19 protein-coding genes and 1 tRNA gene are annotated in these 20,965 nt (G+C 52.5%); 7 read left to right on the forward strand and 13 right to left on the reverse strand.

The annotated features are described in order from the left end of the window. Positions 1–69 precede the first annotated feature (69 nt). Entirely contained in the window at positions 70–783 is a 714-nt protein-coding gene (locus EOE65_RS06465; RefSeq protein ID WP_127693473.1) for a FadR/GntR family transcriptional regulator, read from the forward strand. 64 nt (positions 784–847) lie between these two features. Then, positions 848–3,109, forward strand: coding sequence for a methyl-accepting chemotaxis protein (locus EOE65_RS06470; protein WP_127693474.1), 2,262 nt, complete (start codon positions 848–850; stop codon positions 3,107–3,109). 50 nt (positions 3,110–3,159) lie between these two features. On the opposite strand, the gene EOE65_RS06475 is transcribed toward EOE65_RS06470, so the two are convergent. Continuing rightward, the gene (locus tag EOE65_RS06475) at positions 3,160–3,588 is read right to left on the reverse strand and encodes a hypothetical protein (protein WP_127693475.1); all 429 of its coding nucleotides are present in this window, start codon (positions 3,586–3,588) and stop codon (positions 3,160–3,162) included. Between the two features lie 146 nt (positions 3,589–3,734). Between EOE65_RS06475 and EOE65_RS06480 the strand changes: the two genes are divergently transcribed. Beyond that, on the forward strand, positions 3,735–4,496 hold the full coding sequence (locus EOE65_RS06480) for a helix-turn-helix domain-containing protein (protein ID WP_127693476.1): 762 nt from the start codon (positions 3,735–3,737) through the stop codon (positions 4,494–4,496). Here EOE65_RS06480 and EOE65_RS06485 read toward each other — a convergent pair. Both EOE65_RS06485 and EOE65_RS06490 read right to left on the reverse strand, forming a co-directional pair. Next, entirely contained in the window at positions 4,466–4,969 is a 504-nt protein-coding gene (locus tag EOE65_RS06485; RefSeq protein WP_127693477.1) for a DUF3087 family protein, read from the reverse strand. The genes EOE65_RS06480 and EOE65_RS06485 overlap by 31 nt on opposite strands. A 92-nt stretch (positions 4,970–5,061) precedes the next feature. Further along, positions 5,062–5,943 carry a LysR family transcriptional regulator gene (locus EOE65_RS06490; RefSeq protein ID WP_127693478.1) on the reverse strand — a complete coding sequence of 294 codons (882 nt, stop codon included), beginning with the start codon at positions 5,941–5,943 and terminating at the stop codon, positions 5,062–5,064. A 150-nt stretch (positions 5,944–6,093) separates the two neighbouring features. Between EOE65_RS06490 and EOE65_RS06495 the strand changes: the two genes are divergently transcribed. The 3 genes from EOE65_RS06495 to EOE65_RS06505 all read left to right on the forward strand — a co-directional run bounded on the left by EOE65_RS06495 (position 6,094) and on the right by EOE65_RS06505 (position 9,075). Next, positions 6,094–7,224, forward strand: a complete 1,131-nt coding sequence (locus EOE65_RS06495) for an S-(hydroxymethyl)glutathione dehydrogenase/class III alcohol dehydrogenase (RefSeq protein ID WP_127693479.1) — start codon at positions 6,094–6,096, stop codon at positions 7,222–7,224. Positions 7,225–7,238: 14 nt separating this feature from the next. Further along, complete coding sequence (gene fghA, locus EOE65_RS06500; protein ID WP_127693480.1) at positions 7,239–8,078, forward strand: S-formylglutathione hydrolase; 840 nt, start codon at positions 7,239–7,241, stop codon at positions 8,076–8,078. A gap of 76 nt (positions 8,079–8,154) precedes the next feature. Then, positions 8,155–9,075 (forward strand): DMT family transporter, encoded by a 921-nt coding sequence (locus EOE65_RS06505; RefSeq protein WP_127693481.1) that lies wholly within the window; start codon positions 8,155–8,157, stop codon positions 9,073–9,075. 4 nt (positions 9,076–9,079) lie between these two features. On the opposite strand, the gene EOE65_RS06510 is transcribed toward EOE65_RS06505, so the two are convergent. The 6 genes from EOE65_RS06510 to EOE65_RS06535 form a co-directional block, all read right to left on the reverse strand. Further along, positions 9,080–9,715: a LysE family translocator gene (locus tag EOE65_RS06510; RefSeq protein ID WP_127693482.1), complete on the reverse strand. Its 636-nt coding sequence runs from the start codon at positions 9,713–9,715 to the stop codon at positions 9,080–9,082. A gap of 111 nt (positions 9,716–9,826) precedes the next feature. Further along, positions 9,827–10,075 (reverse strand): TIGR03643 family protein, encoded by a 249-nt coding sequence (locus EOE65_RS06515; RefSeq protein ID WP_127693483.1) that lies wholly within the window; start codon positions 10,073–10,075, stop codon positions 9,827–9,829. Between the two features lie 105 nt (positions 10,076–10,180). After that, on the reverse strand, positions 10,181–12,334 hold the full coding sequence (locus EOE65_RS06520; protein WP_127693484.1) for a TRAP transporter permease: 2,154 nt from the start codon (positions 12,332–12,334) through the stop codon (positions 10,181–10,183). Between the two features lie 100 nt (positions 12,335–12,434). Continuing rightward, on the reverse strand, positions 12,435–13,466 hold the full coding sequence (locus EOE65_RS06525) for a TAXI family TRAP transporter solute-binding subunit (RefSeq protein WP_127693485.1): 1,032 nt from the start codon (positions 13,464–13,466) through the stop codon (positions 12,435–12,437). Positions 13,467–13,805: 339 nt separating this feature from the next. Then, entirely contained in the window at positions 13,806–15,194 is a 1,389-nt protein-coding gene (locus EOE65_RS06530) for a sigma-54-dependent transcriptional regulator (protein WP_127693486.1), read from the reverse strand. Next, positions 15,191–17,284 (reverse strand): sensor histidine kinase, encoded by a 2,094-nt coding sequence (locus EOE65_RS06535; RefSeq protein WP_164847030.1) that lies wholly within the window; start codon positions 17,282–17,284, stop codon positions 15,191–15,193. Before EOE65_RS06535 ends, EOE65_RS06530 begins: the two co-directional genes overlap by 4 nt. Before the next feature lie 158 nt (positions 17,285–17,442). On the opposite strand from EOE65_RS06535, the gene EOE65_RS06540 reads away from it, so the two are divergent. Continuing rightward, positions 17,443–18,540, forward strand: a complete 1,098-nt coding sequence (locus tag EOE65_RS06540) for a GGDEF domain-containing protein (RefSeq protein WP_127693488.1) — start codon at positions 17,443–17,445, stop codon at positions 18,538–18,540. A 6-nt stretch (positions 18,541–18,546) separates the two neighbouring features. Here the strand turns inward: EOE65_RS06540 and EOE65_RS06545 are convergent, their stop codons facing one another. From EOE65_RS06545 to mutY, 4 genes are all read right to left on the reverse strand, one after another. Beyond that, complete coding sequence (locus EOE65_RS06545; protein ID WP_127693489.1) at positions 18,547–19,323, reverse strand: substrate-binding periplasmic protein; 777 nt, start codon at positions 19,321–19,323, stop codon at positions 18,547–18,549. 162 nt (positions 19,324–19,485) lie between these two features. Further along, positions 19,486–19,561 (reverse strand) — tRNA-Phe (locus EOE65_RS06550). 59 nt (positions 19,562–19,620) lie between these two features. Continuing rightward, positions 19,621–19,893: an oxidative damage protection protein gene (locus EOE65_RS06555; protein ID WP_127693490.1), complete on the reverse strand. Its 273-nt coding sequence runs from the start codon at positions 19,891–19,893 to the stop codon at positions 19,621–19,623. Between the two features lie 16 nt (positions 19,894–19,909). Continuing rightward, positions 19,910–20,962 carry an A/G-specific adenine glycosylase gene (gene mutY, locus EOE65_RS06560; protein WP_127693491.1) on the reverse strand — a complete coding sequence of 351 codons (1,053 nt, stop codon included), beginning with the start codon at positions 20,960–20,962 and terminating at the stop codon, positions 19,910–19,912. Between the last annotated feature and the right edge of the window lie 3 nt (positions 20,963–20,965).

Below are 20,965 nucleotides of genomic sequence, written 5' to 3' on the forward strand. Positions count from 1 at the left end.
CTATAAACTATATAGTTAATGCATGTTTTCTAAGACAGTAGTACGTGGCGTGATAGGACGGAGTGCCCGATGACCAACAGCAACACCTCTGCCACCGGTAAACTGGTTTATCAATTAGAGGAGATGATCCTTGAAGGCGTCTGGCGGCCCAACCATAAACTGCCTTCCGAGCGCAGACTCGCGCAGCGTTTTGGATACTCCCGCACCGTGATTCGAGAGGCCCTACGCCAATTGCAGGCGAAGGGGCTCATTATCACACATCAAGGTATCGGTTCTTATGTTGTTGAGGTATTTCACAGCATAGAAGAGGAGTTTATCGACCCTCTTGTCCACCTGTTCGATAGCCATGAGCGGACCTTATTCGATCTCCTTGATGTCAGAGAGCAACTCGAGAGCCACGCGGCGTTTCTGGCGGCACAGCGCGCAACACAAACCGACCTGTATCAATTGACCCAAGCTTACGAAAGGCTGGCTTCCCCTGACACTGAGCTAACGATGGATACCTACTTTAACTTCCATCATATGGTCATCCTCTGCTCCCATAACCCTATATTGGTTCAAACTCTGTGCCAGCTCAAAGCCTTGCTCTGTAAGGCCATCCAAACTTGCCTGCCGTTGCTCATACAAGACGCTGAGGTACAAAACCAAGTGAGGTCACAGCAGCAACAGATGTATGAAGCCATTGTGCAACGCGATCCGGTTGCAGCGCGCCGTGCGACCAAAACCCACATTCGCTTTGTCAGTCACCACGTTCACTCTGTGAAAAAAAGTAATTTTTATTAATCCGCTGCCGACTCAATTAGAATACACTTATTTAATTTCCATAATACCTGCAAGGATATCGTCGATGTTGTCTCAGTTGCGGATAAGAACGCGCCTATTAGTGGGCTTCACACTATTAATCGCGTTAGTTTGTGCCGTTGTCATGCCTTTTATGCTCAGTGATATGAAGCACATTATCAGCGAAGCGGAAAAGCGTGAATTGTCGAGAATCTATCTGAAGTTCAACGAAAAACTACATCAAGAGGAGCGTGTCGCGACTGCATTAGCGTCTTTCATCGCAGAGATGCCCGTAGTACAAGCACAACTCAAATCGGGTGATCGCCAAGCGCTACTGCAAACACTAGAGCGCAGCTTTGCCAAGTTGAAAAGCCAATACGGTTTGCGCCAACTACAGTTCCATAAACCGCCAGCCACCTCATTCCTGCGTGTTCATAAACCGGCCAAGTTTGGAGATGACCTGTCCAGCTTCCGCCGTACAGTGGTACAGACCAACCAACAGCGCCAGCCCGTAAAAGGAGTTGAGAAAGGCGTTGCTGGCCTCGGTATCCGCGGCGTGGTGCCCGTGATAATCGCCGGCGAGCACTGGGGGTCGTTGGAGTTTGGTTTCTCTCTTGGCCAAGCGATGCTCGACCAATTTAAAGGCAAACAGGGCACCGAAGTGGCGATCCACATACAGGAGCAGCGCTCCCTCGAGCCCTTTGCCAGCACCTTTAAAGCACCCGCTGTACTTTCTGCTCAGGTCTTGAATCAAGCTGCAGATGGCCAGCCACAGATCGTCAACGGTGCGATTGGAAAAACAGAGTACGCCTTCTATGCCGATCAGCTACAAGACTTTTCCGGGCGCGGTATTGGCGTTATCACCGTGGCCATACCTCGTACCGACTACCTCGAAATTTTGGATCGCTCGTTTATCCACACCGTGATTATCGGCGTTGTTTTCCTTGTTTTGGGTGGCCTTATAGCCATGCTCATTACCCGCAGTATCGTCAAGCCACTTAAGGAGATGCGCGATGCGATGGAGAATGTTGCCAGTGGCGATGGCGATCTAACACAACGCTTGGATGATAGCGGCAAGCATGAACTGGCAGATATCGCGACGGCGTTCAACCACTTTGTTGGTAATACCGAGGAGCTGATTAAACTGCTGATGCGCTCGATCTCCGGCGTTTCCCGCAACGGTTCTGAGCTATTCAGCATTACCGAGCGCACCATTAACTCAGTACGCGAGCAGCAGGCGAAAACCGACGAGATCGCAACAGCGGTTAACGAAATGAACGCTAGCGCCCATGAAGTTGCCCATAATGCGGAACGTGCGACCACGCTCACCACCGAGTCCCAGGCGCAATCAGACCAAGGCTATCAATCTGTTGAAAAGTCGATCGACAATATCAACCGTTTAGCCACCAATGTCGCGTCAACAGTCGAGCTGATGCGTGATGTGGGCGACCAAAGCAACCGCATTCACACTATTTTGGATGTGATTCAAAGTATCGCGGAGCAAACTAACTTGTTAGCACTCAACGCAGCGATCGAGGCCGCTCGCGCGGGTGAACATGGCCGCGGCTTCGCCGTAGTAGCCGACGAAGTGCGCTCGCTAGCCTCACGCACACAAGCCTCTACCTCAGAAATCGACGCGATGATTTCACATCTGCAATCCGGTACCCAACAAACCGTAAACGTTATCAACGAAAGCCAGTCTCAGGCGCTGGCAACCGTCGATGTCTCTAGCGAATCGGGCCGCGTACTGGAGCAAATTCGAGCCACAATGGCTGAGGTGAATAATGCGGTGCTGCAAATTGCAGCCGCGGCTGAAGAGCAAAGCCAAGTATCGGAAGAGATCAATCGCAATGTGGTTGAGATCGCAGACCGTGCCCATAATGTGGCAAGCGGGGCCGACCAAATACTAGACGCCTCTGCGAACGTTGGCTTGGAGCTTACCAGCCTGATGGGCGTGGTACGCCGTTTTAAAGTCACCAAAGACCCCAAAATTGAGCTTGCCGTTGCGCTCAGTGCACACCAAGCGTGGAAGATGCGCTTACGCGCCTTCTTAGATGGCAAGAGCACCCTGTCCAAAGAGCAGGCCGTCTCCCATAAAGAGTGTGATTTTGGGCGCTGGTACTATGGCGATGGGCACAGCATCTGTAGCCAACTCTCTCCGCTACGCGCTATCGAAAAGCCACACGAAGAGCTACACCGCTTAATAGGCGAGATCGTAAGCGCAAAAGAACAAGGGGACCTGCAACGAGCAGAACGCAGTTATCAGCGCGTTTGCGAGTTATCAGATGAGATCGTAACCGAGATGGAAACCGCTATAGATCAGTGCTAGCGGTCATCATGATCAGCGGCAGGCATAGCCCTGCTGCTGATCAACCGATATTACCACCAGCAGCGCAGTGCCAATACAGCTATCAGCGCCACATATGGATACGCCACCGTTGGACGCAACGACTGTTTAACATATTCTTGCACCAAACCCACCAGGCCTGGACGCGTTGCTTGCCACTGGTTATGTAACTGACATGGTGCCACAGGCTTATCCCCTGCGATCATGCCCTCAAGTTCAAGCAAGCGAGCTTCCAAACGGCTCTGGAAAGTTTTCCAGATCCCCTCTTGCAGCCATAGCAGTGCAATCATAGCGGCCATCAAAATACTGCTGCCCGCTGCAGTCAATAGTGCTATCGCGACGAGCGCAGTCGCAACAAGCTTGATATAGAGCCCATGCTTCTCATAATCTTCCACCTGAGTTTGCAACAGTTCCCACTCTTTTACCGCTGCAAAACGCGGGTCCCACTCTTGATCTGCCACTGTGTGCCTCCTATGCGATTGAGTGAGCAATTACAGCGTGCACATCTATCAAAAGCAAGATGAGGACAATCAGCGACAGTTTCCAAGCCAGCTAAACTGGCTCAGATCCCTTATACTCGCACACTCAGTTTCCACAAGGATGAGATATGGCTCAGGTTACCGCCCTTATCGATACGCTAAAACGCGAGTTAAAAGCCCACGGCAAAACCTACGCGGATGTCGCTACACATCTCAATCTGAGCGAAGCCTCCGTCAAGCGCCTGTTTGCCGAGCGCAGCTTTACCCTGCAACGCCTCGAAGCGGTGTGCACCTTACTAGGGATTGAGTTATCGGATTTAGTTCAGCGTATGACCTATCATCACGCGCAACTGAGCCAACTCACCCGAGAGCAGGAGCAAGAGATTGCCGATGATGTGGAGCTGCTTTTGGTGGCGATCAACGTGATCAACGGGATGCGTTTTGAGGATATCTTGCGCTACTACGACCTCAGTGAAGTTGACTGCATCAGTAAACTGGCGAAGCTTGATCGTCTAAAGATCATCGATCTATTGCCAGGCAATCGCGTTAAGTTACGCATCGCACCTAACTTTCACTGGCGTCCCGATGGGCCAATTCAGCGCTTTTTCCATGACAAAATCGAGCAGGATTTCTTTAGTTCGCGCTTTGATCGTAGCACCGAAAAATTGCTGGTCTCCAATGCGCTGTTAAGTGCTGCCAACAACGCGCTACTGCAGCGGAAAATGCAGCGTTTGGCCGAAGAGTTTAACCAACTTATGCGTGAAGATATGGCGCTACCGGTTGAAGAGCGCCACGGCACCACGCTAGTTATGGCGATGCGCCAATGGAATGCGAGCCTCTTTAAGCAGCGAAGCCGACCTCAGAAGCGCTCCAGCAAATCGCCTGAGTAGTCCATCAAAGATGCCACACTAAATGCTTCACGCTGCTCATCTAGGGTACGTTGTGCCCGCTCAAGCTCTTCCAGCGTGAGCGTATTATTATCCAGCTCATAGACTTGTCGCGAGGCACGGTAGCTAAAATCAAGGATGGTCATCGCCACCGGGTCACCCTTCTCGGCTGCCGCTTTTATCTTTTGCTGCTTACGGTAGATGCGGTTGAGTTCCCCTTTAACGCGCCGCACGTACGCCACTTCGTATAAAAATGGGTGATGACGCAGCATCGAAAGAATCTGCGCTAATGCCAACGCAGCGATAACCACACCCAAGGCGTTGAGCCAGAAATTATCGCCCTCCGGCCCACCCCAAAAGTGAATCAACACCGCCGAGGTACCCAAAGCCACCACCAGCATAAATCCGCAGATGGCGAAAAAGGTGATTTTGACGTGTTTGTTATAGCGTGCTTTATCGATTGTCTCTAACTGCATTGTGAATCTCTTCGTTAACACCCCAGAAAAGAGTGCCCATCTTGCGGGAAAACGGCCACGCCGTCATCTGTATCGCGTACCAAAGGGTCTATTTAAATCAACTTATTCTCAAACGCCTTGGCAAAGTGATCAAGCAACTGCCGTACCTTTGGTGAGAGCTGCCGGTTATTGGGATAGAGCGCCCAAATCCCCTCATCGGGGATACGATACTGTGCCAACAGCGAGACCAACCGCCCTTGAGCGAGCGCATTTTCAACGTAGTAGTCGGGTAGTTGCACGATGCCTAGCCCCTGCAGCGCCGCATCCAGCAAGGCATGGCCACTATTACAGCTTAAATTACCGCGCACGCGCACCACTCGCTCGCGTCCCTCCACTTGGAAGCGCCAATAATCCAGCGTCCCCAGTAGGCAGTTATGCTGCTCAAGCTCGGCCAGCGTATTCGGCACACCACAACGCGCCAAGTAATCTGGAGAAGCACACACATAGGGGATACGCGGTGCCAGCTTTCGGGCCATCATCGACGAGCTTTCGAGCTTACCCAAACGAATCGCAAGATCATAACCACCCTCAACTAGGTCAAGGGGCTGGTTGGTTAAGCGCAGCGTGATCTCAAGTTCTGGATGCTCGGCAAGAAACTGATTCACCAGCGGTGCGATGGCTCGCTCACCGAGGGTGACAGGGGCTGTTAGGCGCAGCTTACCGCGCAGCATTCCTTGGCGTTCGGAGAGCGCCCGCTCGGCATCTTCCAGCCCCTCCAATAAGGTGCGGCACTGCTGAAAAAAGCTGCGGCCATCTTCACTCAACGACACCTTACGCGTGGTGCGATACAGCAGCTTTACCGCTAAACGCTGCTCAAGTTTACTAACTTGGCGGCTGACATGGGCCGTAGACACACCCAGTTTATCCGCTGCCGCTGTAAAGCTGCCGGTGTCGGCTACCGCAACAAACTCTGAGATACCTTCCCAGTTATACATCGATACGCCCCCCGCAATACGCCCAACTATTACCATACAGTAAAAGTGATTTTACATATCCCTGATTATTAACTGAAGCAGAGCAATTACACTAACGCTACTGAACATGCCGTTAGAGCATCTACCAAGACAAACCATAGGAGCATCATCATGGCTGAGGTCATTAAATCGCGCGCAGCAATCGCTTGGGGCCCAAATCAACCGCTATCTATCGAAGAGGTCGATGTCATGCCGCCGCAAAAGGGCGAAGTACGGATACGTATTGTTGCCAGCGGCGTTTGCCATACCGACGCATTTACACTCTCTGGTGAAGACCCTGAAGGTATTTTTCCAGCGATCTTAGGCCACGAAGGCGGCGGTGTCGTGGAGTCCGTGGGCGAGGGTGTCACTAGCGTAAAAGTCGGCGATCACGTCATCCCACTCTACACACCAGAGTGTGGCGAGTGTAAGTTCTGTAAATCAGGTAAAACCAACCTGTGCCAAAAGATTCGCGAAACACAGGGCAAAGGCTTGATGCCAGACGGCACGACCCGTTTCTCAAAAGATGGCCAGCCGATCTATCACTATATGGGCTGCTCAACCTTCTCTGAGTACACCGTCTTACCTGAGATCTCCCTTGCCAAAGTGAATCCCACTGCCCCGCTTGAAGAGGTTTGCCTTTTAGGGTGTGGCGTCACAACAGGGATGGGTGCGGTCCTGAACACCGCCAAAGTGGAGCCCGGCGCAACGGTCGCTATTTTCGGTTTAGGTGGCATCGGTCTATCGGCCATTATCGGCGCGACGATGGCACAAGCAAGCCGCATCATCGCTATCGACATCAATGAAAGTAAGTTTGAGCTAGCTAAGCAGCTTGGCGCCACCGACTGCATCAACCCAAAACACTATGACAAGCCGATCCAAGAGGTGATTGTTGAGCTAACCGATGGCGGCGTTGATTACAGTTTCGAATGTATTGGTAATGTCGATGTTATGCGTTCAGCGCTGGAGTGTTGCCACAAGGGTTGGGGGGAATCCGTCATCATCGGTGTTGCGGGAGCTGGACAAGAGATCTCCACCCGCCCATTCCAACTAGTGACTGGACGCGTTTGGCGCGGCACCGCATTTGGTGGTGTGAAGGGCCGCTCTGAGTTACCAGAGATCGTCGAGCGCTACCTCGCTGGCGAGTTTAAACTCAACGACTTCATCACGCATACCATGGGCCTTGAGGGCATTAACGAGGCCTTTGACCTAATGCATGAGGGCAAGAGTATTCGTAGCGTTATCCACTACGATCCGGCCTAATTGGGAGCGCTGATATGAACCTTGAAAACCTCAGCGAAAACCGCTGCTTTGGTGGCTGGCATAAGCAGTATCAGCACCATTCCGGGGTGTTGAACTGTGCCATGCGCTTTGCGATTTTCCTTCCACCGCAAGTGGCGAGTGGCCAACAAGTGCCAGTACTCTACTGGCTCTCAGGCCTGACCTGCACGGATGAGAACTTCATGCAGAAAGCGGGTGCACAACGTATTGCGGCCGAGTTAGGTGTCGCCATTGTCGCGCCCGACACCAGCCCTCGCGGAGAGGATATCGCCAACGATGAAGCCTACGACTTAGGCCAAGGGGCAGGTTTCTACGTCAATGCAACCCAAGCGCCATGGAACTCACACTATCGCATGTATGACTACATCGTAGATGAGTTACCTGCGCTAATTGAAACCCACTTCCCGGTTAATCAGCAACGCGCCATTGCTGGCCACTCGATGGGTGGGCATGGTGCGATGATGATCGCCCTGCGTAACCCCGAGCGTTACCGCTCCATGTCAGCATTCAGCCCGATCTGTAACCCGATTAACTGCCCCTGGGGTGAAAAAGCGTTCACGGCGTACCTCGGTGATAACCGTGATACATGGGCGCCATACGACACCACAGTGCTACTGCCCAACGCACAGCAACCGGTTGTTGGCTTGGTAGATCAGGGTGAAGCCGACAGTTTTTTGGCCACTGAGCTAAATACTGATGTGCTCGAAGGCGTGGTGGCACAAACAGGTTACCCGCTAGAAGTGCGCCGCCAAGCAGGCTATGACCATAGCTACTACTTTATCGCGAGCTTCATTGAGGACCATCTGCGGTTTCATGCGCAGCACCTCGCTGCATAATTAGAAGTGCATACTAGCCTCTGCCGACCCGTCCGTCGGTAGGGGCTTATTTATCGTGCTGGTCTATAGTTGCTCTATGAATTTTTCTCTGCGCTCCTCAGCTTTTATCGGTGGCTTCTGTGCACTGGCCGCCACCATTATCTGGTCTGGCAATTTCGTTATCGCCCGCGGCTTAGTCGATGGCGTACCGCCCATCAGCTTGGCATTCTGGCGCTGGACGCTGGCTATTCTGGTGTTTCTGCCCTTTGCGCTTAAACCAATGCTGCGCGCATGGCAGCCTATCCGCATTCACCTTGGCTACTTAACCTTGACCGCCCTGTGCGGTGTAACGCTCTTCAATACCCTTATCTATATCGCCAGCCATAGCACCAGCGCGATCAACCTCTCGTTAATCGCCATCACCTTTCCGATCTTCGTTATCTTGCTCGCCCGCTTTTACTGGCATGAGCGTATTACTCGGCCCAAAGCGATCGGGGTTGGCTTAGTGATTATTGGGGTGATCAATTTGGTCACACAGGGAAAGCCCTCTCAACTACTGAGTGTCGAGTTTGCTCAGGGCGATATCTGGATGCTGGCAGCGGCGATCTGTTTTGCACTCTACAGTGTGATGGTAAAGCGCAAACCCGCAGCACTTGGGGCATGGGCCTTTCAGCTCATTACTTTTATCATTGGCTGGGTATTACTGCTGCCTTTTTATCTATGGGAGGCCAGCAACACCCACTTTCAGATCCACGAAGCCGACCTTTCCATACTCGCCGCTATTGCTTATGTGGGAGTCGCCGCATCACTGCTGGCGTTCGTGCTTTGGGGCCATGCAATCGCATTGCTGGGGCCAACGACACCCGCCATTATCTATTACAGCTTACCAATTTTCAGCGGCTTGGCCGCATATCTATTCTTAGGTGAGACGCTGGGCAGTATTCATCTACTCAGCGCGAGCTTAATCCTTGCGGGAGTGATACTTGCGATCTATCGCAAAGATCAAGCACAGCGCTAACAGGTTAACGACTGGTGATCAGTTTAAGGCCAAAGATCACCAGTAGGGAGCCGGTAATCGCTTCCATGGTTTTCGCAACGCGGGGGCGCTGCAACCAGATACGTGCCTTATGCACCATCAACACTAGCGAGCCTTGCCAGCATAAACCGATCACAAAGTGGATACCTGCCATCAACATCGCTTGTGGCATCGCGGGGTAGTTCGGGTCGATAAACTGGGGCAAAAACGCCATATAGAAGATGATAGTTTTGGGGTTAAGCACGTTTGAGAGCAGTCCTTCACGCAACGACACCCAGCCTGACACCTGCGGCATCGGAGTACTCACTGCGTCGATTGGCAGAGGCTTCGCTCGGTAAGCGGCTCGTAAGCTTTGCACACCCAACCAGATCAGATAGCAGGCACCGGCCACTTTTAGCAGCATAAATAGCTCGGCAGAGCCCAACAGAATGACAGATAACCCCGCCGCCGAGATCAATGCATGAAAGAACAGTCCTGAGCAGATACCTAAGTTTGTTAGCAGTCCGTCGCGTACTCCGCCGCGCGCGGCGTTGCGCATTACCACCAGCGTATCGACACCAGGCACCATCGTTAGCGCCGTAATCGCCACCAAGAAAGGAAGCCAAGCAAAATTTTCAAACATCAGACAGCCCTCAATATTAGACTGTTGAGTTTACGAGAGGTGCTGGCAGGCGGCAACAAAAAGCCGCATATGCACCACAGCGCCGGCGATAAAAACCTTAGAGCAATTAGGTTAGCGCTGCTTATATTGGCCCGGTGCATAGCCGCGAATGACGCCCGCCGGTCTGCGCTGCTGATGCTTGGTTGCGCGCCCAGAAACGCGGCGGCGCCACAAACGGAAGCTACTCGGCTTTAAGCTACGCTGCATCAGCCGGATAACCTCAGGCTCCGACAAGCCAAACTGAGTTTCAATGGCCTCGAAAGGGGTTCGGTCCTCCCAAGCCATCTCGATAATACGCGACTGGTCAGCGGCATTGTGCATCGTATGATCTCCTAGTTAGCGTTGCCTTTACGTACCCTGCTACGTTTCGGTTTTCATAGATACAAAAAAACCCGCCTAAGGCGGGTTTTGGCCAATCTAAAGTGCTTACACGGTCGCTGCAGCAGGGCCTTGTTTACGGCTGTAGATAAACAGCGCAATGAACACCGCAAGGCCTGCAAAATCAAGCCACAACATAGCGTGGGGCCACAGCATCGCCACACCGGCAGCACCGGATAACAGGCGCAAAGCGATATTTAATTCGCTCTCTAGGTAGCCTTCCATAAAGCCAACCAGTGCATAGATACCAAAGACCGCAAAGAAGAAGATACGTAACACCTCTTCAGTGCTACCGCCGATAAAGTTTGTGTAAGCAAACAGTAGCGGGACGATATACAAGCCTTTCGCCACCTTCCACGCCGTAAAACCTGTCGCCATGGGCGGTGTTTTCGCAATAGCAGCGGCAGCGAATGCCGTTAAGCACACCGGTGGGGTGACATTACTATCTTGCGATAACCAAAAGATGATCATATGCGCTGCTAGCAGAATCATAGCCAACTTTTCAGGTGCAATGGCTTGCTCTAAAAGTTGACCTTTAAAGTCGCCCGGCACCAATGCCAACAGTTGCTGCGCGTCCACCTCGCTCATCGGCGCTGCTAACAGAGCGGCTTTCTCAGCATCGACCAGGAGGAAAATCGTCCGTGCTACCTCGGGCAGCGTGCCATTCACCATCATCTCGATCACCTGCATTTCGGCGATCAAGTTGTAAAGCGCCGGAGCAGACAGCGTGGCCAACACGATGTAGGCGGCGGTCACAGGTAGCCCCATGCCTAAGATCAGCGACGCGAGCGCCACCAGTACGAGCGTAATCAGCAAGCTACCATTGGCCCATTCAGCCACCATCAGCGAGAAGGTGTTACCAATACCGGTCATCGCAACCACATTGATCACCAGCCCCACCGCTATCAACAGCATCGCCGTGGTCGCCATGTTTTTTGAACCTTGGGCTAGGGCATCTAAGATATCGCGTACGCCCATCGGGTGCTTAGAGAGCCAAGATGCAGCTACCACTGAAATAATCGCGATACCCGCAGCATACGTAGGCGTAAAGCCGTAAATAAGCAGTGCCACCAACACCACCAACGGTAACAGGTAGTGCCAGCCATCTTTCAATACTTCACCAATCGGTCGTGTATCCAGTTCCACCGCTTCGGCATGGCTGCGCATCGCCTCCACACGAACAAAGAAACCCACTGATAAGAAGTACAACAATGCTGGGAGCGCCGCCACTGCGATCACATCCACGTAAGGCACCTGTGTGTAAGACGCCATAATAAACGCACCAGCGCCCATCACGGGAGGCATCAACTGCCCACCGGTGGATGCAGCCGCTTCAACACCAGCAGAGAAACGCGCGGGAAAGCCTGCACGGCGCATCAATGGAATAGTGATAACACCAGTTGATACCGTATTGGCCACCGAAGAGCCTGATACCGAGCCCATCAAGCCAGAACCCAGTACCGCCACAAAGCCCGGCCCACCAACGAAACGGCCTGCCGCACAACGTGAAAGCTCGATAATGAAATCACCGGCGCCGGACTTCACCAAAAAGGCACCGAACAGGATAAACATGAACACATAGGTCCACGAAATGCGCGCAATTGAGCCAAACATCCCTTCAGATGAGAAATAGCTGCGGTACAGCACGGTCTCTAAGCTGAGGCCCGGGAAGTTGAAGATTCCGCCCAGATACTGCCCCCACCAAAATACGTAGGTCAGCGCCGTAAGAATCATCAAGGGGATAAACCAACCGGTGGTGCGGCGGGCCATCTCGAGTGAAATAAAGATTGCCGCGATCGAGGCGACCCAATCGGTGGGTATATATTTCACACCACGGTCATAGAGCGCATCTTCGAAGCCAATCAAATAGAGCGTGCAGATGATCGCTGCCACACCGAGCAATACATCCAACAGCAGCGCCATGCGTCGGCCTGCAGCACTTTGGCTGTCAAAGGCTGGCACCATCAGTGCACACAAGAGTGCAAAGCCGCCAAAGTGGATCGCCGAAACCCACAGCTCTGGTAGTGTTCCCAGCGTATTAAAATAGATATGCGCCAGCGCAAACAGGACGCCAGCCCAATAGATGCTCCGCCCCACAAAAGACTGCTCAGGGCGCTGGATCAGCTCAAGGTTCTTTAATTTATCCGCCGTTTCCTGATCAGGATCCAGCGACTTATCTGCAACTGATGCACTCGCACTCATAGCAAAATCATTCCGTCAGTTGTGGTCTCAATCGATATTGCCAGCTAGGGCAACCAAGAGGTCAGAGGCGCCTAAATAAGCGCCTCTGAGGTGCGGCGTATTACTTATCCGCAATCAGGTGAGCAGGAATTTCGATACCTTGCTCTTGGTAGTAGCGTGCAGCACCTGGGTGCAGCGGTACTGGCAAACCGGCGATCGCCTTTTCGATAGACATCGCTTTGGTCGCTTTGTGGATACCATTCAGGAACGGGAGGTTCTCGTACACTACCTTCGTCAGGCGATATACGTCCTCTTCAGACACATCATCACGCACCGCAAGGAAGTTTGGCTGCGCCATGGTGTTGATCGCCTTGGTCTGCCCAGGATAGCTGTTCGCTGGGATCACATAACGCGTCCATAGATCATATTCACCGTTCGCTTCTTTAATCTGCTCATCAGTGAAGCTCAGCATCGTGATGTCATTGCCCATCGCGGCGTAAGCACGCGTAACAGCCGATGTCGGGATACCCGATGGAATATTCATACCGGAGATCGTGCCGTTTTGTAGTGCATCAGCCGATGGGCCATAGCCAAGGTGCGCCAGTGACATTTTGCTGGTATCAATGCCAAGGTTACCCAAAATCGTTTGCGTAGCCCCTTCCGTACCGGAGTTTTTCTTACCGATTGAGAACTTCTCATCACCGAAGTCAGCTAAGTCTTTTACCGTGCCGCTCTTCGCCAGATCACTTTTCACGATGAACTGTTCAACGTTCTGCCACAGCATCGTCACTGAACGGAGGTGTTTTTGCGGGCCAGATTGAGCAATTTTACCTTCACCGCTCCATGCCCATGCGCCGTAAACACCCATCAAGATCGCAAACTGCGCTTCGTTTTCACGCAGTAGCTTAACGTTTTCGCCTGAACCTGCAGAGTTAATCGCCGACAACGACATCTTGTATTTAGGCTCTAGCTTCACTTTGGTAAGCGTCGCTAGCGCAACACCCACGGGGTAATAAGTACCACCTGTTGTGGCCGTTGCCATGATGTAAGAGCGCTTATCTTCGGCGTGTGCCAGTGTTGTTAAGCTCATTGCGGACGCGACTGCCGCTGCAATACCGGCTTTCTTTAACAGGTTACGTTTGCTGATTTTCATAGATGCATTCCTATCGTGCAGACATTGTTATTGTTTTACCTACGTAGGCATAGCAAACGAAATGCCAACCCAGAAAAAACTATAACCCTTTGTTTTTATTGGTTTAAAATTTTAAAAAACAGCCATTGCTAGCACGGTCGGCACTTTTTTGCTGATAACTGTCGCTTTGGATAAGCAAAAACTTGCCGATAACCGGGTCAAGCTCAGCACATCACCTCTGTCACGCCGTTCGAACAGCTGCCAAGTCGCGACTTTTGTCGTATAAGAAACGCCGGTAATGCGCTCACAACGGGGTAAAAGCCATCGCTCAGCCGCTATAGGCCGTTTTTTGCCGACCGGTTAATCACTCTGCGTTTCACGTTCAGCGTCACTCAGGAAATCACTGCGGTTAAGGTCATACTTCGCCATCTTTTGGTTCAGGGTACGGCGCGGTAAATCAAGCATATCCATCACCGCTTTGATGTTGCCCTGGTGTGTCATCAAAGCATGTTGAATCACCGCACTCTCAAAATTAGCCACTTGCACAGCTAGTGGCAGCGAGGTGTCTACAAAGCGTTCGTGGGTCAGTTCTCCCTGCTGCGGGTATAGTAGTTGAGCCGCACTTTGCTCACCATCTAACGCATAACGTACCGCGATATTTTTCAGCTCACGCACGTTGCCCGGCCAGCGATACTGTTGGATAGTCCGCACATCTTGGCCGCTAATACGGCGCGGTTCACGGCTGTGTTGTGTTGCGGCTAGGCGCGCATAGTGCTCAAACAGCAGCGGGATATCTTCGGTACGCTCGCGCAGCGGCGGCAGATACAGCGTTGAAACGTTCAAGCGATAGAAAAGATCTTGGCGGAAATTATCATCGATGCTCAGATCAGCTTTCGATGCGGCCACGATACGCAGATCAACAGGGATCTGCTGGTTTGACCCTAAGCGCTCGATAACACCCTCTTGCAAGGTACGTAGCAGCTTGATCTGCAGGTGGTGCGGCATACTTTCGATCTCATCAAGCAACAAAGTGCCGCCATCAGCATATTCAAACTTGCCAATCCGTTTTGCCGTTGCGCCTGTAAATGCGCCCGACTCATGACCAAACAGCTCACTCTCAATCAAAGATTCGGGAATCGCACCGCAATTTAACGCCACAAACGGCTTCTTTTGGCGCTTGCTGAACTCATGCAGGCACTGCGCCACCAGCTCTTTGCCGGTGCCCGTTTCACCATAGATGATGACATTCGTATCCAGCTCAGCGCACTTGAGTAGATCAGAGCGCAGCTTTTGCAGCGACGGCGAAATACCGATCAGGCGCGTGTCCAACCCACTCTGTGTGGCTAAATTCTGCTGCAAGCGCACATTCTCTAACATCAATTGGCGCTTTTCACAGGCACGGTGCACCGCCTCCGCCAGCCGCTCAGGCACAAAGGGTTTCTCGATAAAATCATAAGCGCCATCGCGTACAGCCTTGATCGCCATATCCACATCACCGTGGCCGGTGATCAAGATCACGGGCAGATTGGGTATCCGCGCCTGTGCTTGTGCCATCAACTCCAGACCATCGATATCGGGCATCATCACATCAGAGACAAGGATACCGCCAAACTCCATGCTTAAATGGCTAAGCGCCTCATGAGCAGTGCTACAGCAGGTGACAGCAAAGCCGCTCATGGTTAGCCACTGCTCGGTGGATTGACGAATGAGTGGGTCATCATCAACTAATAACACTTCGCCTCGAATCACTCTGGACGCTCCTTAATCAGTGGCAGTAACAAGGTAAAACAGGCACCGCCCTCAGGACGATTGCTCGCCTGAATGGTGCCATCTAAATCCCGCACGATCGTGCGCACAATCGATAGCCCAAGGCCGAGGCCTTCTCCCATCTTTTTCGTGGTGTAAAAGGGTTCAAACAGTTGGCTGGGGTCCGCAAGGCCGCAGCCATTATCTTGCAGGCTAAAGCGGCCCATATCGCTATCAGCGGTTAGCGTGAGTACAAGGCGTGGCGCTGCTATCTCAGCAACCGCATCACAGGCATTGGTGATCAAGTTTGTCAGGACCTGCTCGATACGAGCATTATCGGCGGCAACATAGATCGGCTCCGTTGGCCGCTCGTACACCACGTCGATCTGCTGCTGGCGAAATGTTTCAGCAAAGAGTTGCAGCACCGGATCGAGTGCGGTCACCAGATCGAGCGTAATCAGTTGCTCAGGCTTTTTGAACGCAAAGGTTTTGAGTTGGCGAGTCATCTGCGCCATACGCCCAGTCAGATCATCGATAAGATCTAGGTTCTGCCCCAGTTGCACCGTCTCTTCTCGGGCGATTAATGCACGGCTGATAGCGATATAAGTGCGTAGCGCCGTCAGCGGCTGATTTAACTCATGCACCAGCGCCGATGACATACGCCCCAGCGCAGCCATTTTCTCAGCTTGCACCAACTCAGACTGGGCTTCTTCGAGTGCACGGGTGCGCTCTTTTACCTTGTGCTCGAGCTGATCATTGGCGCGCTGCAGTGCCTTTTCAGCTCGCTTTCGCGGTGTAATATCGATCACCGTTACCAAATACGTAGCGTTCACCCCTTGCTCCATCGGCTTTAAGGAAAACAGCATCGGAAAGGTACGGCCATCTTGGCGCAACGCGACTGATTCCAGAGCTGTGATCGGTGTAAAGCTGGCGCTCGGGAGGGAGACTAACGCTGCACGTAGGCTCTGCTGTTCAGGCTGATCTGCGATCAGCGCGGTAATCGGCTGCTGCAACAGCTGCGACATCTCCGCACCAAATTGTTGGCGCGCCATCGGGTTGATAAAGGTGATACGCCCTTGCGCATCCAACGTGATCATACCCACTTGAGTGGTATTGATAATACGTCGTTGCTGGCGGGCGTTGCGCTCCAGCGCTTGACGGGTTTCTTGTCGGGAGAGGTTTTTTAGGTGGCGCTCGCGCAGATACAGCAATAGTAAGAGCAGCGCCACTGAACCACCCAAGCCATAGAGCACCGCGGTGCGCCCGACCCGCTGCGCGGTGGAAATATCGCTCAGCACCGTGACTCGCCAGCCTAAATCGTCCAGCAATACGCTTTGGCTCAATACACGCTGGCCATCGGGTAGATAGCGTAACTCAACGGTACTGCCATCACTGAGTTGTTGCGTCTGAGCCGCTTTCAATACCTCAGCCATCGGGCGTTGCTGCCATTTGGTTTGGCTGGCGAGCAGAATTTTATCCTGCAAGCTCAACAGATAGTCACGTACTTGGGGCAGATCAGGGCGTAGCTGACTCAGATCAACCCGCACCGTAGCAGCTCCAGCAAAGTTCCCCGCAGCATAGACCGGAGCCGAGAGGTAAAACGCCCCTCGAAAGGGCCCTTCTGGAATCGCAATATAGAGGCCCTGATCCCCCTTTAACGCCTGCTGAAAGTAGGGGCTGGCACTATGGGAAACTTGGTAGAAATCTTGCTGCTCGCGCCAGTTACTGAACGCCACCGGCCACCCTTCACGATTCAATACAAACTGAGCGGTTGAGCCTGCAACAAGATTCGTTTGCTCCAGAAAACGGCTGACCGTTTCAACCTGATTCGGTGTCTGAGCCTTGAGGAGTGTATGTACATCTTTATTTTGGGAGATCAAAAACGGCAGGTACCTAAAACGCGCCAGCAGCAAGCGAATCTCACTGACAGTATCTAACAGGCGATCTTCACCCTCTGTTTTCAGCTGCCGCATCGACCAGTCGCGCGCGTATTGCCCTAGCTGCCATGTACCCGCCAACGAGAGCATAACAACAACAAGCAAAAGTGGAACAAAGCGGCTCGACTTCGACATTTCGATGGCATCTACCTGCACAAAAAACGCCATTCTAAAGCAAGCGGTTGGGTTTAATAAAACTAATCGCACGCAAACCAGCGTATTTAGGGACTCTGTATTACACTGAAGGTGATCAAAAGATGATCATTTGTAAAATATAGAAGCCGCCTAGTCTGCTCAGAAGGAGACGCTAGTCCATGCCTGTTACCGCTCGTCGCACTGCTGATCTTGTCGCTCGACGTATCCTGCGTACAGGCTTTCAGTGGGTCAGTCTTACGACGCTTATCAGCTTACTCACTGTGGCTTTCTTTTTTCTGCGCACACCTCAAATTGCAGAGCCTGCGTACCATTTTTCTTATGCGGCGGTCAGCCTGTGTGTGTTAGCGGCAGCGCTATTTCGTTACCCGCGCTCCCTAACGCGTCACTTAGATACATGGGACCTTAGCGCCCTCGCGTTAGCGGGTGCATGGGCCTGTGCTGCGCTATCGGTTTACTACTGCACGAACAATGAAAACACGGCTCAGAAACTGCTACTGGTGGGATTTTTTGTTTTCATGCTGGGGTTCTATTCACGCATCGGGCTATTACTAACAACCCTAGCAGCGCTCTTCGCAACCTATGCATTTTTGATGGTCCATGGTACCGATGCACCACTACTTGCGATGTTGATCTCGCTATCCGTCTTTCCGGTGTTGCTGGCATTCTTTCTCGTTACCATACGTAAGCGACTTGTTATTGGTGAACGGCGTTACGTGGAAAATCTGCGCCTTGTACGCCAGCTCGAGGCCATCACACGCACGGATGAGTTGACCGGTCTGTTAAACCGTAAAGGATTTAATGAAGCGCTGAGCAACGCGCTCAACCACGTTGAGCGTTTTGGTGAGCCCCTAAGCTTGGTCATTATCGACATCGATTTCTTTAAACACTATAACGACGCACTTGGCCACCCCGCCGGAGACAAGTGCCTCACTCAGGTTGCCAGCCTGCTACAAAACGCAACCAAGCGCGCTATTGATGTTACCGCCCGACTCGGCGGAGAGGAGTTTGCTCTCGTACTACCGGGCAGCGATATCGAGCAAGCCGCGCAGTTAGCAGAGCAGATTCGCAGTGCTGTGAATGGTGCGAATATCCTACACCCCCAATCCCCCATTGCCATGCATGTGACGGCTAGCTATGGATGTGCCCAACTGCATGAAGGGGATGATGGCGAAGCGCTATATCGCAACGCAGATAAAGCGCTGTATTTCGCCAAACAGAACGGCAGGAACCGCGTGCAGTGCTTCACGCATCAATAATAGGATTTAATCAGCCGCAACATAGCGGTCGATAACAGCCTCCACCTCACCGCTCTGCCACATCTGTTCAAGCGCCTGATTCAGCGCATCGATCAACTGCTCACGATCATCAATCGGCGCAGCTTTCGATAACATCAGATACGCAGGGCGGGCAGGATGCAAGGGTTGCTCAAGCATAAGCAGCTCATCTTGGCGGCGCATCTTATGCGCTGCATACCAGATCGCTTCTTCGCCTCCGATAAAGGCTTCCACACGGCCATTCATCAACATCCCAAGACCGCTATAGGTATCCGAAGCTTCCTGCACATCGACCTTGCCACTTGCGCGCGCGGCATCAAATTGAGGATTAACTGAATAGCCCAACTGCAAGCCGATACGGCGCCCATGAAGGTCAGTTAGCTGCTCGAAGGGAAAGGGAGCGCTCTTACACACGAATACCTTAAATTTGCTGTAGTGCAGCGGCTTGGCCAGAAAATCAGCAAACCGTTCACGCTCGGGTGTACGATAGCCCGCAAAAAGGCCATCTGCACTGCCACTCTCAACCATCGACAGCGCGCGCTTCCAAGGTAAGCACTCTAGCGTGACGGGCCGTCCGATACGGGCAAATAGGCGCTTAATGATCGCTTGGTCAGCACCTTTGACTTCACCATCTTCACACCAGCTAAAGGGCCTGAAGTCCATTAGCGTCAACAGGTGCAGCGGGCGAGTGTCGGTATTTCCTACAACGCCTGCAGCCGCCGTAGAAACCAATAAAAGTAGTATGCAGCAATAGCGAACGAGCATACGTGCCTCATCTTAAGTGGAGCGATTGGGTTCTTTAAGCATTACTCGGGAATGGCAGATTGCAAGCATTGCAACTTGAGAAGGATTCACGGACAACAGTAGCTTAACGCTAAAAACAAGAAAGCCCCGCGATTAGCGAGGCTTCTAAAAAGAGTTCTTGAATGGTGCCCAGAGGCGGAATCGAACCACCGACACGGGGATTTTCAATCCCCTGCTCTACCGACTGAGCTATCTGGGCAACTCAAGAGGCGCGTATTAAACCCCATCCTACGAATGAGGTCAAGCACCTTTTCGCAATTAATTTTTCGGCGGTACGTAACCTTCAACCTGAGTGAGTTCGCCACCATCCATGAACTTCTCCATCTCCTCCTGCAAGAAGGTGCGCGTCGCGGGATCCATCAGGCTCATGTGTTTTTCATTGATGATCATCGTTTGGTGGTCCAACCACGCTTGCCATGCTTTTTTAGAGACCGTTTCGAAGATCTCCTGACCTTTCGGACCTGGGTACGGCGGCTTGTCCAACCCTTCCAGCTCAGTTTGGTATTTACGGCACATCACTGTACGGCTCATGGTGTTCTTCTCCAGATTAATCATTGCTGCGGGCATATGTTTCCAGCAAACGCTTTACAGGCGCCGCCAACCCGACATTCTGCGGTTGCTGTATGTTATACCAGAGTGATGGCGCAGCTTCCATGACACGATCTGTAGGGGTATTTAGCACAACCCTCACTGGAGTGATATCTAAATGGAAATGGCTAAAGGTGTGGCGCAATGGCTCAAGCACCTCAATCGTATCTAAATCAAGCGGCAAGCCGAGCACCGCATCGCTGTCGCGCAGGTCATCCACCTGCGGTAAACACCACAATCCACCCCATAAACCCGTTGGCGGCCGCTGTTGCAATAACGTGTGGCTTTGGGCGTTTTGCAGCAACAGCATGTAGGTTTTGCGCTCGGGTATCGCTTTGCGCGGTTTGGGATGAGGATAACTCGCAGGATCACCCTGCTTTAACGCCTCACAGTCGCTTTGCAGCGGGCATAACAGACAGCTAGGTTTAGAGCGCGTGCATAGCGTTGCGCCAAGGTCCATCATCGCTTGCGTGTAATCACCCACACGCTTATGCGGTGTATTTTGCTCGGCATAGTGCCATAACGTTTTCTGATTCGCCGTGGTACCTGGCCAACCTTCCAGCGCATAGAAACGGGCTAAAACACGCTTGACGTTTCCGTCTAGTATTGCGGCGCGTTTACCGGTAGAGATAGATAGCACGGCCCCTGCGGTCGAGCGGCCAATGCCGGGCAAGGCCTCAAGGCCGTCGACGGTATCTGGAAACACTCCGCCCAGTTCATAAGCCACCTGCTGGGCCGCTTTATGCAGATTGCGCGCACGTGCGTAGTATCCAAGCCCCGTCCAGAGGTGTAAGACCTCATCGGTATCGGCATCGGCTAGGCTTTCCACGGTGGGAAAGCGCGCCATAAAACGCTCATAATAAGGGATAACTGTCTTTACCTGCGTTTGCTGCAGCATAATTTCGGAAATCCACGTGTTATAGGCTGTTTTATGCTGCTGCCAAGGAAGATTGTGGCGGCCGTGTTGGTCAAACCACTCCAACACGGCGTTATGGAATTGTGAGGGTGTCATTAA

The organism is Neptunomonas marina (genome assembly GCF_004005935.1).
In the GTDB taxonomy this organism is placed as follows: Bacteria; Pseudomonadota; Gammaproteobacteria; order Pseudomonadales; family Balneatricaceae; genus Neptunomonas; species Neptunomonas marina.

Excerpts from the sequence above, each read along its gene's own strand:
- EOE65_RS06545 (WP_127693489.1), bottom strand. The coding sequence starts at position 19,323 with ATGCTCGTTCGCTATTGCTGCATACTACTTTTATTGGTTTCTACGGCG.
- fghA (WP_127693480.1), top strand. The coding sequence starts at position 7,239 with ATGAACCTTGAAAACCTCAGCGAAAACCGCTGCTTTGGTGGCTGGCAT.
- EOE65_RS06470 (WP_127693474.1), top strand. The coding sequence starts at position 848 with ATGTTGTCTCAGTTGCGGATAAGAACGCGCCTATTAGTGGGCTTCACA.
- EOE65_RS06485 (WP_127693477.1), bottom strand. The coding sequence starts at position 4,969 with ATGCAGTTAGAGACAATCGATAAAGCACGCTATAACAAACACGTCAAA.
- EOE65_RS06510 (WP_127693482.1), bottom strand. The coding sequence starts at position 9,715 with ATGTTTGAAAATTTTGCTTGGCTTCCTTTCTTGGTGGCGATTACGGCG.
- EOE65_RS06515 (WP_127693483.1), bottom strand. The coding sequence starts at position 10,075 with ATGCACAATGCCGCTGACCAGTCGCGTATTATCGAGATGGCTTGGGAG.
- EOE65_RS06525 (WP_127693485.1), bottom strand. The coding sequence starts at position 13,466 with ATGAAAATCAGCAAACGTAACCTGTTAAAGAAAGCCGGTATTGCAGCG.
- EOE65_RS06540 (WP_127693488.1), top strand. The coding sequence starts at position 17,443 with ATGCCTGTTACCGCTCGTCGCACTGCTGATCTTGTCGCTCGACGTATC.
- EOE65_RS06465 (WP_127693473.1), top strand. The coding sequence starts at position 70 with ATGACCAACAGCAACACCTCTGCCACCGGTAAACTGGTTTATCAATTA.
- EOE65_RS06490 (WP_127693478.1), bottom strand. The coding sequence starts at position 5,943 with ATGTATAACTGGGAAGGTATCTCAGAGTTTGTTGCGGTAGCCGACACC.
- mutY (WP_127693491.1), bottom strand. The coding sequence starts at position 20,962 with ATGACACCCTCACAATTCCATAACGCCGTGTTGGAGTGGTTTGACCAA.
- EOE65_RS06495 (WP_127693479.1), top strand. The coding sequence starts at position 6,094 with ATGGCTGAGGTCATTAAATCGCGCGCAGCAATCGCTTGGGGCCCAAAT.
- EOE65_RS06480 (WP_127693476.1), top strand. The coding sequence starts at position 3,735 with ATGGCTCAGGTTACCGCCCTTATCGATACGCTAAAACGCGAGTTAAAA.
- EOE65_RS06520 (WP_127693484.1), bottom strand. The coding sequence starts at position 12,334 with ATGAGTGCGAGTGCATCAGTTGCAGATAAGTCGCTGGATCCTGATCAG.
- EOE65_RS06555 (WP_127693490.1), bottom strand. The coding sequence starts at position 19,893 with ATGAGCCGTACAGTGATGTGCCGTAAATACCAAACTGAGCTGGAAGGG.
- EOE65_RS06505 (WP_127693481.1), top strand. The coding sequence starts at position 8,155 with ATGAATTTTTCTCTGCGCTCCTCAGCTTTTATCGGTGGCTTCTGTGCA.